Consider the following 13,224-nt stretch of genomic DNA (forward strand, 5'->3'; position numbering starts at 1 on the left):
CATGAGTTACCTAAGGGTTTTGGCGGAGGCTTCTTGGGTGGGCGGAGGGCGTCCCTACCTGGTTGAACAGTCGAACCAGTCTCGATTGGGCGAGCTCCTGAGTGGTTTGGGGTTCGAGGTCTCGACCGTTCGATTGACGGAAGACGCTTCCGTGGCCGAGTTGCTGGATGACATAGGCGCTCGGCTCGGATGGCCACATCCGACCGGCGGCAACTGGTGGGGATTCCAGGATTACTACATGAACATTCCCAATGAAGGGCGAGGTCCTTACGCGATTCTGATCGAAAATTCTGATAATTTTTTGCGAGTAGGCCCTAGGTGTTTCGCGACGGTGATTCACAAGCTGCTTTCGATTACCGAAGAGTTCGGTCCCTGGCCGAACACGGAAATCCCCTTGGAGTTTTTCTTCCTGGGTGCATGGGGTGTGGATTCAACGGAAGTCGAAAAGGTGAAATTCTGAGACCGTAAATTCATGTGTTCTGTTGCCCATTGAGTTAGGGTGAGTGGTGCCTGGTTCCGAGGCGAGGGCGAAACGGAAATGGCACTGTGCCGGTCTGCGTGATGTCGCGCTGTCGGCACCCAGGGCCCGTGGGTGCCGACGGTGGTGCGGGGTTACTTCACGAGACCGGCGACCAGGTTGCGCAGCTCGATGTGGCCGGCCTTGAGTTCGGCGACGTCACCTTCGACGCGCTTCATGGAGAGCTCCAGGTTGCCGACGGAGCGCTTGACCACGGAGAGCTCCTCGCGGAGCTCGGCGTGCCCGGTTCGCATCTCGGCGCGCAGCTCGTCCTGTCCGGTCCGGAGCTTGCCCATGTCCGTCCGGAGGTCGTCCATGTCCGTCCGGAACTTGTCCATGTCCGTCCGGAACGCGGACATCTCCGTTCGGAACGCGGACATCTCCGTTCGCAGGCCGGTGAGGACCTCGAAGATCCCGGCGTTGATCACCCTGCTCCCCTCGTTCTCCAGGTGGAGCTTGGCGACGTCCGTTTCCAGGACGCGCAGGCGAGTGTCCGTGGTGTTCATGTCTTTCTTCTCTCCTTGCCGTCGACCAGCGGGGGGACCGAACCTGGCGCCGTGGCGAGGAGGGCGCTCACGGGGAGGGTTTCAGGCGGTGCGGCCAGGTTACTGGGTGTCACGGACTCGTCGCCACTCGTGGTCACGTTTCCTGGGGAGATCGTCGGGCCGGGCGGGCGAGGGGGGTGAGAATCGCACCCTCCGGAGGACAGGGCTTGTACCGGGTGGAAAAGAACGACCACCCGTCGCGCGTCCGGGGGACGGCGGCGGGTGGTCGCATAGATCAGGAGATCAGGAGATCAGGGGGGGCGAAAGGTCGAAGGATCAGGGGGTCAGGCGACCCTGGACTTGGGGGCGGAGAAGGTGTCGCAGGAGCCGGGGGTCTCCTGCTTGAAGCCGCGGGTCACCCAGTAGGCGATGTTCTTGGCCGTGCCGTGGGTCGCCGTGCTGTAGGCGGCGCTCAGGACGTACCTGAAGTCCGACTCGCGGCGGCCGAGGGAGCGCCAGATGCTGCCGATGAAGGCGCCGCTCAGGCACTCGGCCTGGAGCTCGACCCTGCGCAGGTCGGCCAGGTACGCCCTGTCGTTCTTGTACTTCCGCTTGAACACCGTGGGCAGGATCCCGGAGAGCTGCTGGACGTGGTGGCCGTACTCGTGGGCCAGGGTCTGCAGCAGGAACAGCTCGGTCGCCTGGGAGAGGATCCCCTTGCTGAGGTAGAAGGTGATCTTCTTGTTCAGCGAGCAGTAGACCGCCTGGGCGCCCTTGGGGAACTTGCCGCAGCCGGTCGGGACGCCGAGGCGCGAGGTGACCACGAACGTGGGCTTGGAGAACGGCAGTTTCGCCTTGGAGAACTGGTACTTCCAGCCCTCGTTCAGGCAGTCCAGCGCGAAGCTGAGATAGGCCTCGGCGCTCTCCAGGTCGTCGTTGTAGACCGGCTGCTCAGGACAGGCATCCGGTTCGAGCTTGCCCGTCTTGTAGATCGGGTTGGCGGTCAGGGCGGCTTTGCCCGTGGGCACCGGCGCGAGGGGGCCGGTGGTGACCGCGGCGCCCGCCGTACCGGCGAGCAGCGTGCTTACGAGCACGCCGGAGAGCAGTGCGATAAGGGGGATGCGCATGATTCTCAACCCTAGGGGAGGTTAAAGGGGGAATAAAGCGGATATGCGGCCCCCCTTGGAAAGGAGGGCCGCATGTCGCGGTTTCGCACCGGGAGTCAGGCGTCGCGAGGCGTGCCGGAGATCGGATGACAGGTCAGGCGACTCGGACGGCTCGGGAGACTCAGGCGACGCGACCGGTGGGGGCAGTCCAGGTGTTGCAGCCGGAGGGGGAGCCCGCGTTGAAACCGCGCTCCATCCAGTAGGCCTGGCTGCGGCCCTTGCCGTGGTCGTTCTTGGGCCAGTTCTTGTGCCCGTTGGCGCTCACCCAGCTGACCATCGCCTCCCACTGCGCCTGCTCGACCGGCAGGTCGTCGGCGGCCTGGCGCAGGAAGGCGGAGGCCAGGCAGTCGGCCTGCAGTTCGAGGCGGCGGGAGAAGGCCAGCTTGGTGGACGAGGAGGCCCGCCAGATGCTGCGGCCGTAGTAGTCCATGATGCCCGCGAGGCGCTGCACGTGGTGGCCGTACTCGTGGGCGATGAACTGGGCGTGGTTGGCCGGCTGGGCGTTCTTCAGGACCTCGCGCGTGACGGCGATGTAGATGGTGCGGTTGCTGGAGCAGTACAGCCCCCCGGCGCTGCTGGGCCACCGGCCGCAGGGGGTGTTCACCTTGGTGGTGGAGAAACGCAGCTTGGGATGGGAGAACCCCAGGTTGGTCTTCCTGAACTGGGTCTTCCAGGCCAGGTTCAGGCAGCGGATGAGCTTGGTGACGAAGACACGGTAGGAGGCCGCGCTCCCCGCGCGGATCTGTCCGGCCTGGCAGCGCATGGTGGGCAGGGTGCCGGTGCGGTAGAGGGGGCTGGCCGTCGCGGCGGCCCGGCCGCGCGGGGGCGCCTGCTCCTTGGCGGAGGCGGAGGCGGTGGAGGCGGTCGTGTCCGACGCCGTCCCGGTGACCGGCGCGACCTGCTGCGAGGCGGAGGGCGCGTTGGTCCGTGAGGCGGACGCGCTGGCCGGGCCCAGGCCCGTCACCAGGGCAAACGTCAACGAGGCGGCAACAAGAGACGACAGTTGCCTAAAGGGGAGAGTTTTCATGGTGGGGCAAAGGTTATTGCAAGTGTGGATAAAACGTGCAGAATCCCCGCTCTCGGAGGTTGCGTCTCCCATCGCAACTAGACTCGTCGTGACGTTGACTGGACAGAGAGGATGATTCCGTGAGCGAGCGGACCGGGCAGCCTGGAAATCTTCTGGAGTCGGTCAAGGGGCCAGAGGACCTCAAGCGCTTGGCGGTGGACGAGCTACCGGTCCTCGCCACCGAGATCAGGGACCTCCTGATCGCCTCCACCGCACGCAGCGGCGGCCACCTCGGCCCCAACCTCGGAGTCGTCGAGTTGACGATCGCGATGCACCGGGTCTTCGACTCGCCGTACGACCGCATCCTGTGGGACACCGGTCACCAGGCCTACGTCCACAAGATGCTCACCGGCCGGGCCGGGCAGTTCGACACGCTCCGCCAGGAGGGTGGCCTGTCGGGCTACCCGAGCCAGACCGAGTCCGAGCACGACATCATCGAGAACTCCCACGCCTCGACCGCGCTGTCGTACGCCGACGGCCTGGCCAAGGCGTACCGGCTGAAGGGCGAGGCCGACCGCACGGTCGTCGCGGTGATCGGGGACGGGGCGCTCACCGGCGGCATGGCCTGGGAGGCGCTCAACAACATCGCGGCGCGCAAGGACCTGCCGCTGATCATCGTGGTCAACGACAACGGCCGCTCCTACTCGCCGACCATCGGCGGGCTCGCCTCCCACCTGGCCTCCCTGCGCACGAACCAGCGCTACGAGGACGTGCTCGACTTCGTCAAGGGCAACCTGACCAGGGTCCCGGTGGTCGGCGCCCCCGTCTACGACGCCCTGCACGGGGTGAAGAAGGGGCTCAAGGACGTCCTCGCCCCGCAGGTCATGTTCGAAGACCTCGGCCTGAAGTACATCGGGCTGGTCGACGGCCACGACGAGCAGGCCGTGGAGGCCGCGCTGCGCAGGGCCCGCGACTTCCGCCGCCCGGTCATCGTGCACGTCCTCACCAAGAAGGGCTTCGGCTACTCCCCGGCGGAGAACCACGACGAGGACTGCTTCCACTCGCCGGGCGTCTTCGACCCGCTGACCGGTGAGGAGAAGCCGAAGCCGCACGGCTGGACCAACGTCTTCGGCCAGGAGATGGTGCGCCTGGGCGCCGAGCGGCGCGACATCGTGGCGATCACCGCCGCGATGCTCGGCCCCACCGGCCTGATCCCGTTCTCCGAGGCCTACCCCGACCGCCTCTACGACGTCGGCATCGCCGAGCAGCACGCCCTGACCAGCGCCGCCGGTCTGGCGCTCGGCGGCCTGCACCCGGTGGTGGCCGTCTACGCCACCTTCCTCAACCGGGCCTTCGACCAGCTCCTGATGGACGTCGCCCTGCACCGGCTCCCCGTCACGGTCGTGCTCGACCGGGCGGGCGTCACCGGCGACGACGGCGCCAGCCACAACGGCATGTGGGACCTGTCGATCCTGCAGGTCGTCCCCGGCCTGTCGGTCGCCGTCCCCCGCGACGAGCCCCGCCTGCGCGAGCTGCTCGCCGAGGCCGTGGAGATCGACGACGGCCCGACCGTCGTGCGCTACCCCAAGGGAGCGGTGGCCACCGAGATCGAGGCGGTCGGGCGCCTCGGCGAGATGGACGTGCTGCGCGCGGGCGACCCCGACGTGCTGCTCGTGGCCGTCGGGCCGATGGCCGAGCTGTGCCTGGAGGCCGCAGGCCTGCTCGACGCCCAGGGCATCTCCGCCACGGTGGTGGACCCGCGCTGGGTCAAGCCCCTGGACGAGGCCCTGGTTCCGGCCGCCCGCGCCCACAAGCTGGTCGTGGTGGTCGAGGACAACGGCCGGGTGGGCGCGGTCGGCGACGCGGTGGCCCGCATGCTGCGCGACGCCGACGTGGACGTCCCGGTCCGCACCTACGGCATCCCGCAGCGCTTCCTCGACCACGCCAAGCGCCCGAAGATCCTTGGCGAGATCGGCCTGACCTCGCAGGACATCGCCCGCCAGATCACCGAGGCGATCGCCAAGCGCTCCCCGGTCCTGGAGAACGACCCGACCCGCTGACGGCGCCCCCGGCCGCCTGGGAGCGGTCCCTGGCCCGGTTACCCGAGGATCTTTCCGCTCGCGTCGCCGGAACCCGCCGGGGCGCTCATGCCGCTCGTGTCGCTCGTGTCGCTCGTGTCGTTCATGTCGCCCGTTGCGCCCGTCCCCTCCCGGGACGGGCGGGCGCGGTGGTGGATCACGAGGAGGGCCGCGACCACGACGGCCACGCACACGAGGATCGGTACCAGCAGGTGCCGGTTCTGGCGCAGGGCGTCGCCCGCGAGGGCACCCAGTGACAGGTAGACGCTCACCCAGGCCGCGCCGCCCGCCAGGGCCCAGCGGATGAAACGTGTGTACGGCACCCTTCGGGCCCCGGCGACGATCGGGGTGAGCGAGCCGACCACGGGCAGGAAGAAGGCCGCCGCCAGGGCCGTGCCGCTCCCCGCCCCCGTCGCCGTGGCCAGCCGCTCGGCCCGCGACCAGCGCCGCTCGCCGATCCGGCGCCCGGCCCCGCCGCGCCGCAGCCGCGATCCGTACCGGCGGCCGACGAGCCAGCCGCCGGTCGCGTACAGGACGCACCCCGCGCACCCGGCGAGCGCCACCACCGCGACGCCCCGGGGATCCGCCGGCGCCGCCCCCGCCACGAGGACCGCCGCGACACCGGGGACCAGTGATCCGGCGAACGTCAGCACCGCGAGGAGTATCGAGCCGACCAGGTACGGAGATGACGACTGCAGCATGTCCAGGAGCATGACCCCAGGATCGCGGCCGTGAGCGCCGGGCGGCATCGGGGACCTCCCCCCAAACAACCCCGAGTTCGCCGTTCGGCGGCCTGTCCGCTGGGCATGTGACCTGAGACACAGTGCCGGCGGTCGAGGAGAGGCCATGAGTGTCCTGCGCGTCAAGTCGGTGGAACAGTCGATCTCGGATACCGAGGCGCCGGAACACCGGCTGCGCAAGGATCTCAGCGCGCTGGACCTCACCGTCTTCGGCATCGGCGTCGTCATCGGCACCGGCATCTTCGTGCTCACCGGCCGGGTCGCCAGGGAGATGGCCGGGCCCGCGGTCGCCCTGTCCTTCGTGGTCGCGGGCGTCGTCTGCGCGCTGGCGGCGCTCTGCTACGCCGAGTTCGCCTCCACCGTCCCGGCGGCGGGGTCGGCCTACACCTTCGCCTTCGCCACCCTCGGCGAGTTCCCCGCCTGGATCATCGGCTGGGACCTGATGCTGGAGATGATGCTCGGCGCCGCGGTCGTCGCGGTCGGCTGGTCGGGATACCTGACCTCGCTGCTGGCGTCCCTGGGGATAACACTGCCCGGCGCGATCGCCGGGGAGGGGGCGGCGTTCAACCTGCCCGCCGCGCTGATCGTGCTCGTCCTCACCGCGGTCCTGGTCATCGGGATCAAGCTGTCGTCCCGGTTCAACCTGGTCATCGTCACGATCAAGCTCGCGGTCGTCCTGCTGGTCGTCGTGGCCGGGCTGTTCTTCGTCAGGGCCGCCAACTACTCCCCGTTCGTCCCGCCGTCGAAGCCGACCCCCGCGGTGGAGGGGCTGTCCGCGCCGCTGATCCAGGTGCTGTTCGGGATCACCCCGGTCGCGTTCGGGGTGCTGGGCATCTTCAGCGCCGCGGCCATCGTGTTCTTCGCCTACATCGGCTTCGACGTGGTCGCCACCGCGGCCGAGGAGACGCGCAACCCGCAGCGGGACCTGCCCATCGGCATCCTGGCCTCGCTCGGCATCTGCACCGTGCTCTACGTCGCGGTCTCCCTCGTCGTCGTGGGCATGCAGCACTACGGTCGGCTCAGCGAGGCGGCGCCGCTGGCCGACGCGTTCAAGGCGGTCGGCCAGACCTGGGCCGCGTCGCTGATCAGCGTCGGAGCCCTGGCGGGCCTGACGACGGTCGTGATGATCCTCATGATGGGCATGTCGCGGGTGATGTTCGCCATGTGCCGCGACAACCTGCTGCCGCGCGGGCTGGCCAAGGTGCATCCCAAGTACCGGACCCCGTACCTCATCACCATCATGATGGGTGTCGTCGTCGCGGCCCTGGCCGGGCTGGTGCCGCTGTCCACCATCGCCGAGCTGGTCAACATCGGCACGCTCTTCGCGTTCGTGGTGGTCTCGATCGCGGTGGTCATCCTCCGCCGCACCCGCCCCGACCTGCCGCGTTCCTTCCACACCCCGCTGGTGCCGCTGGTGCCGATCCTGTCGGTGCTCGCCTGCCTCTACCTGATGCTCAACCTCCCGGTGGAGACCTGGCTCAGGTTCGTGACGTGGATGCTGCTGGGGATCCTCATCTACTTCGGGTACGGCTACCGGCACAGCAGGCTGTCGGAGCACTCCCGGTGAGCCGTGCGGCTCCCCCGCCGTGGGAGGGCGGGGGAGCCGCACGAGGGTGGCGGGAGCCGTACGGGGACAGGGGGGAGCCGTGCGGGGGACGGATCGTCAGGCGGGGACCGAGGCCACGCCCGGCGGCAGGAACCGCGGCTCGGCGATGCCCGCCCGGTCGAGGTACGGCGTGACGCCGCCCAGGTGGAACGGCCAGCCCGCGCCGAGGATCATGCACAGGTCGATGTCCTGGGGAGCGGAGACCACGCCCTCCTGGAGCATGAGGCGGATCTCCTCCGCCAGCGCCCGCAGCGCCCGCAGCCGCACCTCCTCCGCCGTCGACGGGGAGGTGCCGCCGGTGAAGAGGGCCACCGCCTCGGGGTCCAGCGAGAAGTCCGGCGCGTAGACGCCGGGCTTGCCCGCCGCGACCAGCCGGGCGAGGTTCTCCGACACCCCGTAGCGGGCCGGGAAGGCCTCGTGCATCGTCTCGGCGACGTGCAGCGCCACGGCGGGGCCGACCAGCTGCAGCAGCGCGAACGGGGTCATCGGCAGGCCGAGCCCGTCCAGCGCGTGGTCGGCGACCTCCAGCGGGGTGCCCTCGTCGACGGCGCCGATGACCTCGCCCATGAAGCGCGTCAGCAGGCGGTTGACCACGAACGCGGGCGCGTCCTTGACCAGCACCGACGACTTCTTCAGCGACCGCCCGACGGAGAAGGCCGTGGCGAGCGTCGCGTCGTCGGTCCGCGCCCCCCGGACGATCTCCAGCAGCGGCATCACCGCGACCGGATTGAAGAAGTGGAAGCCCACCACGCGCTCCGGGTGGCGCAGCCCCGAGGCCATCTCGGTCAGCGACAGCGAGGAGGTGTTCGTGGCCAGCACGCACTCGGCGGAGACGACCTCCTCCACCTCGGCGAACACCTTCCGCTTGACCTTCATGTCCTCGAACACGGCCTCGATGACGAAGTCGGCGTCGGCGAACGCGTCCTTGGTCAGCGAGCCGGTCACCAGGGCCTTGAGCCGGTTGGCCTGGTCGGCGGAGACGCGCCCCTTGCCGAGCAGCTTGTCCACCTCGGCGTGGACGTAGCCGACACCCTTGTCCAGCCGGTCCTGGTCCAGGTCGGTCAGCACGACCGGGACCTCCAGGCGGCGGGCGAACAGCAGCGCCATCTGCGAGGCCATCAGGCCCGCGCCGACGACGCCGACCTTGGTGACCTTGCGGGCCAGCGCCTTGTCGGGGGCGCCCGCGGGCTTCTTGGCCCGCCGCTGTACCAGGTCGAAGGAGTACAGGCCGGCGCGGAGCTCGTCGCCCATGAGGAGGTCGGCCAGGGCCTGGTCCTCGGCGTCGAAGCCCTCGTCGCGCGAGGCGGTGCGGGCCAGCTCGACCAGCTCCAGCGCCCGGTAGGGGGCCGGGGAGGCGCCGTGCAGCCTCATGTCGAGCAGGAAGCGCGCGTCGGCGACCGTCTTGGCCCAGTCGTCCCCGGTGTGGTCGGCACGGGAGACCGTCACCTCACCGCGCAGCACCTGGGCGGCCCAGCGCAGTGACTCCTCCAGGAAGTCGGCGGGCTCGAACATCGCGTCGGCGACACCGAGCGCGAACGCCTCCCTGCCCTTGATCATGCGGTTCTGCGAGAGAGGGTTCTCGACGATCAGCTTGACGGCCGCGGCCGGGCCGATCAGGCGGGGCAGCAGCTGGGTGCCGCCCCAGCCGGGGACCAGACCGAGGAAGCACTCGGGCAGCGCCACGGCGGGCACGCCGGAGGAGATGGTCCGGTACGTGCAGTGCAGCGCGACCTCCAGGCCGCCGCCCATCGCCGCGCCGTTGACGAACGCGAACGACGGCACGTCCAGCTCGCCGAGGCGGCGGAACACGTCGTGCCCCAGCTTGCCGATCCGCAGCGCCTGCTCCCGCTCGGAGACCAGCGCGGCGCCCTTGAGGTCGGCGCCGACGGCGAAGACGAACGGCTTGCCGACGACGCCCACCGCCGCCAGGTCGCCGCGCCCGGCGACCGCGTCCAGGGCCTCGCCCAGCGAGGTCAGCCCGCCGGGACCGAACGTCGACGGCTTGGTGTGGTCGAAGCCGTTGTCCAGCGTGATCAGGGCCATGACGCCCGCCCCGAACGGCAGCTCCACGTCGCGGACGGCCGCCCGGGTGACGACCTCGTCCGCGAAGAGCCCGGTGATGTCCGCGCCGCCAGTCGTGGTGCTCATCGTGGTGCCCGTCGTTGTGCCCGTCTTGATGTCCGTCACTTCTCGCCCTCCCAGCCGAGGTTCTCCCAGATGACCGTTCCGCCCATGCCCAGGCCCACGCACATCGTGGTCACGCCGTAGCGGACGTCGGGACGCTCGCCGAACTCGCGGGCGAGCTGCGTCATCAGGCGCACCCCGGAGGAGGCCAGCGGGTGGCCGAAGGCGATGGCGCCCCCGTAGGGGTTCACCCTGGGGTCGTCGTCGGCGATGCCGAAGTGCTCCAGGAACGCCAGCACCTGCACGGCGAACGCCTCGTTGATCTCGAACAGCCCCAGGTCGGAGATGGAGAGCCCGGCCAGGCGCAGCGCCCGCTCGGTGGACGGGATCGGCCCGACGCCCATCACCTCGGGGTCCACGCCCGCGAAGGCGTACGAGACCAGGCGCATCTTCGGCGTGAGGCCGAGCTCCTCCGCGACGTCGGCGGCGGCCAGGACGCAGCCGGTGGCGCCGTCGTTGATGCCGGAGGCGTTGCCCGCGGTGACCCGGCCGTGCGGGCGGAACGGGGTCTTCAGCCCGGCGAGGCCCTCCAGCGTGGTGCCCGGCCGGGGCGCCTCGTCGGCGGTGGCCAGGCCCCAGCCCTTCTCCGTGGACCTGATCGCCGTCGGGACCAGGTCCGGCTGGATCCTGCCGTCGGCGTACGCCTTGGCGACCTTCTCCTGGGAGGCGAGGGCGAAGGCGTCCGCGCGGTCCTTCGTGATCGAGGGGTAGCGGTCGTGGAGGTTCTCGGCGGTCATGCCCATGACGAGGGCGGAGCCGTCCACGAGCTGCTCGGCCAGGAAGCGGGGGTTGGGGTCGACGCCCTCGCCCATGGGGTGGCGGCCCATGTGCTCGACGCCGCCGGCGATGGCGACGTCGTAGGCGCCGAAGGCGATGCCGCCGGCGACCGAGGTCACCGCGGTCATCGCGCCCGCGCACATGCGGTCGATCGAGTAGCCGGGCACGGTCTTGGGCAGTCCGGCCAGGATCGCGGCGGAGCGGCCCAGGGTGAGGCCCTGGTCGCCGATCTGCGTGGTGGCCGCGATGGCCACCTCGTCGACGCGCTCGGGAGGCAGATTCGGGTTACGCCGGATCAGCTCGCGGATGACGCGGATCACCAGGTCGTCGGCGCGCGTCTCGGCGTACAGGCCCTTGGGGCCCGACCTGCCGAATGGTGTGCGCACACCGTCGACGAATACGACGTCACGAGACGAAGGCACGGGGTTCGCTCCTCGTTGCTGGATGGCTTCCCCACCATGCTACTCGTCAGTAACAACGCTTGGCGCGGCCGGGCGGGCGACAGGTGGGTAAGTTGTCCCCAAGGGTGTGCGGGCTTACGGCCCCACCTCGCGGGCCGTGTCGTGGACGCGGGGGCGGGGGTAACTCTGGCAGATTTTGGAAAACGCTTTCCGGGAGGTTGTCGGTGGTCACGCTTGAGGATGTCGCCCGGCAGGCGGGCGTCTCGCTCGCCACGGCGTCGCGGGTGCTCAACGGCAGCACCCGGCAGGTGGGCGCCTCCCTGCGGGCCAAGGTGGAACTGGCCGCCGCCGAGCTGGGGTACCGCACCAACGTGGCCGCCCAGACCCTCGCCAGAGGGGCGAGCAACGTGATCGGCCTGGTCGTCCACGACCTCACCGACCCCTACTTCGCCGCGATCGCCGACGGGGCCATGCGGGTCGCCGAGAGCCAGGGGCTCATGGTCATGATCGGTACCACCCACCGCGACCCCCAGCGGGAGATCGCCTACGTCTCGACGCTCAACGCCCAGCGGGTCCGCGCCGTGCTGCTCGTCGGCTCCCGGGTCACCGACCCGGAGATGACCCGGCGGCTGCGGACGGAGCTCGACCAGTACCGGGAGTCCGGGGGCCGGGTCGCCTGCGTGGGCCAGAACCTGCTCGGCGTCGACACGGTGGTACCGGACAACCGCCTGGGCGCCGCGGAGCTGGCCCGTGCCCTCGCCGGGCTGGGGCACCGCAACTTCGCGATCCTCGCCGGGCCCGACTGGCTGATCGCGCCCAGGGACCGGGTGGAGGGGTTCGGCGCCGCGCTGGAGGAGCTCGGGCTGCCCGCGCCGCGAGTCCTGCACGGCTCCTTCGACCGGGAGGGCGGCTACGCGGCGGCCACCCAGGTCTCCGGGGTCACGTGCGTCTTCGCCGTCAACGACGTGATGGCGGTGGGCGCCCTGGCCTCCTTCAGGGACCGGGGCATCCGGGTTCCCGAGGACGTCTCCGTGGCCGGCTTCGACGACATCTTCACCCTGCGGGACCTGGTGCCCTCGCTGTCCACCGTACGGCTGCCGCTCGCCGACATGGGCGTCCGCGCGCTGGAGCTGGCCCTCGACCCGTCCGGGGAGTCCAGGACCGAGATCGTGACCGGAGAGGTGATCCTCCGGGAGAGCACCCGCGGCCTGGGATGACACGCCTCGCCTTCGTCACGAAGGCCCGGTCCGTCGTCCGTCGCGTCCGTCGTCACGAAGGCCCGGCCCGTCGTCACGGGAGCCCGGTCCGTCGTCCGTCGCGTCCGTCGTCATGATTCGCCGCGTCCGTCGTCAGGGGAGGACGGCCGGGGCGAGGCCCGTCACGACGAGCGGCCCGGACGCCTCGTGAGGTGTCCGGGCCGCTCGTGTCGTAGCGGGTCGTAGGGGAAGGCGGGGCCGAGGAGGGAGTGAGTGGCGGGAAGGGGGTCAGCGCATGCCGGGAACGGGGTTTCCCTGCTCGCTGACCGGCGGGGCGATGATCTGCCCGCGCAGCCAGCGAATCGTCCTGATGACCCCGTCGCCGTAGCCGGGGGAGTGCTGGCGGCCCCGGCCGAGCTGCCGGGAGACGTCCTCGGCCGCACTCTCCTCCATGCCGAGGTTGAGGCCGGTCGGCCCGTGGATGGGGCGGGGCGTGTTACGGACCGGGGACTTCCGGCGAGTGCCGAGAACCCACTCGCACACGGCGATGGTGCCCGAGCACCATTCCTTCTCCCACTCGCCCGACGCGCTGGACCGGCCCTCGCCGGCCAGTTCGGCGATCCTGGCGATCTCGGCCTCGGTGCGCAGGATCACGCCGCGCCCGCCGACCAGGTGTCCCCAGCCGTCCGAGGACCGGCGGCCGGGGATGGGCAGCCCGTCCTTGACGCCGATCAACCAGTTCAGGGTGCTGATGACCCCGTCGGCCGGAACGACCCGGCCCTCGCGCGGAACCCGCTCGGCGGCGTCGATCTCGGCGCGGGCGTCGGCGAGGGTGGGCGGTGACCCGTTGGTGGGGCGGCCGCTGATCGGCGCCTGCTCCCGCTTGCCCAGGGCCCAGAGGATCGCCTCCCCCTGGCCGGAGGGGGCCGAGTCGGGGTTGGCCGCCTCCCACTCCCTGATCGCTTCCAGTACGGCCATCACATGTTCCGGCGGCCGCTGTACGGCGGGGCTGGCTTCGCTTTCTGCGGTCGTCATACCCCTACCGTACGAGTACCTGCCACGTCACTC

General features: G+C 70.3%; 11 protein-coding genes. 4 read left to right on the forward strand and 7 right to left on the reverse strand.

Translation table 11 applies throughout. The features are described 5' to 3' along the window. The first annotated feature begins 151 nt into the window (after nt 1–151). Entirely contained in the window at nt 152–460 is a 309-nt protein-coding gene (locus tag ACFFRH_RS31800) for a hypothetical protein (protein ID WP_344748028.1), read from the forward strand. Between the two features lie 152 nt (nt 461–612). On the opposite strand, the gene ACFFRH_RS31805 is transcribed toward ACFFRH_RS31800, so the two are convergent. From ACFFRH_RS31805 to ACFFRH_RS31815, 3 genes are all read right to left on the reverse strand, one after another. Next, nucleotides 613–1,023 carry a hypothetical protein gene (locus ACFFRH_RS31805; protein WP_344748029.1) on the reverse strand — a complete coding sequence of 137 codons (411 nt, stop codon included), beginning with the start codon at nt 1,021–1,023 and terminating at the stop codon, nt 613–615. A 323-nt stretch (nt 1,024–1,346) separates the two neighbouring features. Beyond that, complete coding sequence (locus tag ACFFRH_RS31810) at nt 1,347–2,129, reverse strand: neutral zinc metallopeptidase (protein ID WP_344748030.1); 783 nt, start codon at nt 2,127–2,129, stop codon at nt 1,347–1,349. 160 nt (nt 2,130–2,289) lie between these two features. Next, on the reverse strand, nt 2,290–3,147 hold the full coding sequence (locus ACFFRH_RS31815) for a neutral zinc metallopeptidase (protein ID WP_386161178.1): 858 nt from the start codon (nt 3,145–3,147) through the stop codon (nt 2,290–2,292). Between the two features lie 167 nt (nt 3,148–3,314). Between ACFFRH_RS31815 and dxs the strand changes: the two genes are divergently transcribed. Next, nucleotides 3,315–5,234 carry a 1-deoxy-D-xylulose-5-phosphate synthase gene (gene dxs, locus ACFFRH_RS31820; protein WP_386161179.1) on the forward strand — a complete coding sequence of 640 codons (1,920 nt, stop codon included), beginning with the start codon at nt 3,315–3,317 and terminating at the stop codon, nt 5,232–5,234. 38 nt (nt 5,235–5,272) lie between these two features. Here the strand turns inward: dxs and ACFFRH_RS31825 are convergent, their stop codons facing one another. Further along, entirely contained in the window at nt 5,273–5,965 is a 693-nt protein-coding gene (locus ACFFRH_RS31825) for a DedA family protein (RefSeq protein ID WP_386161180.1), read from the reverse strand. A 133-nt stretch (nt 5,966–6,098) separates the two neighbouring features. Here ACFFRH_RS31825 and ACFFRH_RS31830 point away from each other — a divergent pair, with 133 nt between their 5' ends. Then, nucleotides 6,099–7,559 carry an amino acid permease gene (locus tag ACFFRH_RS31830; RefSeq protein ID WP_344748033.1) on the forward strand — a complete coding sequence of 487 codons (1,461 nt, stop codon included), beginning with the start codon at nt 6,099–6,101 and terminating at the stop codon, nt 7,557–7,559. A gap of 96 nt (nt 7,560–7,655) precedes the next feature. Here the strand turns inward: ACFFRH_RS31830 and ACFFRH_RS31835 are convergent, their stop codons facing one another. Both ACFFRH_RS31835 and ACFFRH_RS31840 read right to left on the reverse strand, forming a co-directional pair. After that, complete coding sequence (locus ACFFRH_RS31835; protein ID WP_344748034.1) at nt 7,656–9,746, reverse strand: 3-hydroxyacyl-CoA dehydrogenase NAD-binding domain-containing protein; 2,091 nt, start codon at nt 9,744–9,746, stop codon at nt 7,656–7,658. 35 nt (nt 9,747–9,781) lie between these two features. Continuing rightward, nucleotides 9,782–10,981: a thiolase family protein gene (locus tag ACFFRH_RS31840; RefSeq protein WP_344748035.1), complete on the reverse strand. Its 1,200-nt coding sequence runs from the start codon at nt 10,979–10,981 to the stop codon at nt 9,782–9,784. 203 nt (nt 10,982–11,184) lie between these two features. Between ACFFRH_RS31840 and ACFFRH_RS31845 the strand changes: the two genes are divergently transcribed. Then, the gene (locus ACFFRH_RS31845; RefSeq protein WP_344748036.1) at nt 11,185–12,177 is read left to right on the forward strand and encodes a LacI family DNA-binding transcriptional regulator; all 993 of its coding nucleotides are present in this window, start codon (nt 11,185–11,187) and stop codon (nt 12,175–12,177) included. Nucleotides 12,178–12,444: 267 nt separating this feature from the next. Here the strand turns inward: ACFFRH_RS31845 and ACFFRH_RS31850 are convergent, their stop codons facing one another. Continuing rightward, complete coding sequence (locus ACFFRH_RS31850) at nt 12,445–13,191, reverse strand: hypothetical protein (protein WP_386161181.1); 747 nt, start codon at nt 13,189–13,191, stop codon at nt 12,445–12,447. Between the last annotated feature and the right edge of the window lie 33 nt (nt 13,192–13,224).

It is taken from the genome of Streptosporangium vulgare, from assembly GCF_042428775.1.
GTDB classification, from domain to species: Bacteria; Actinomycetota; Actinomycetes; order Streptosporangiales; family Streptosporangiaceae; genus Streptosporangium; species Streptosporangium vulgare.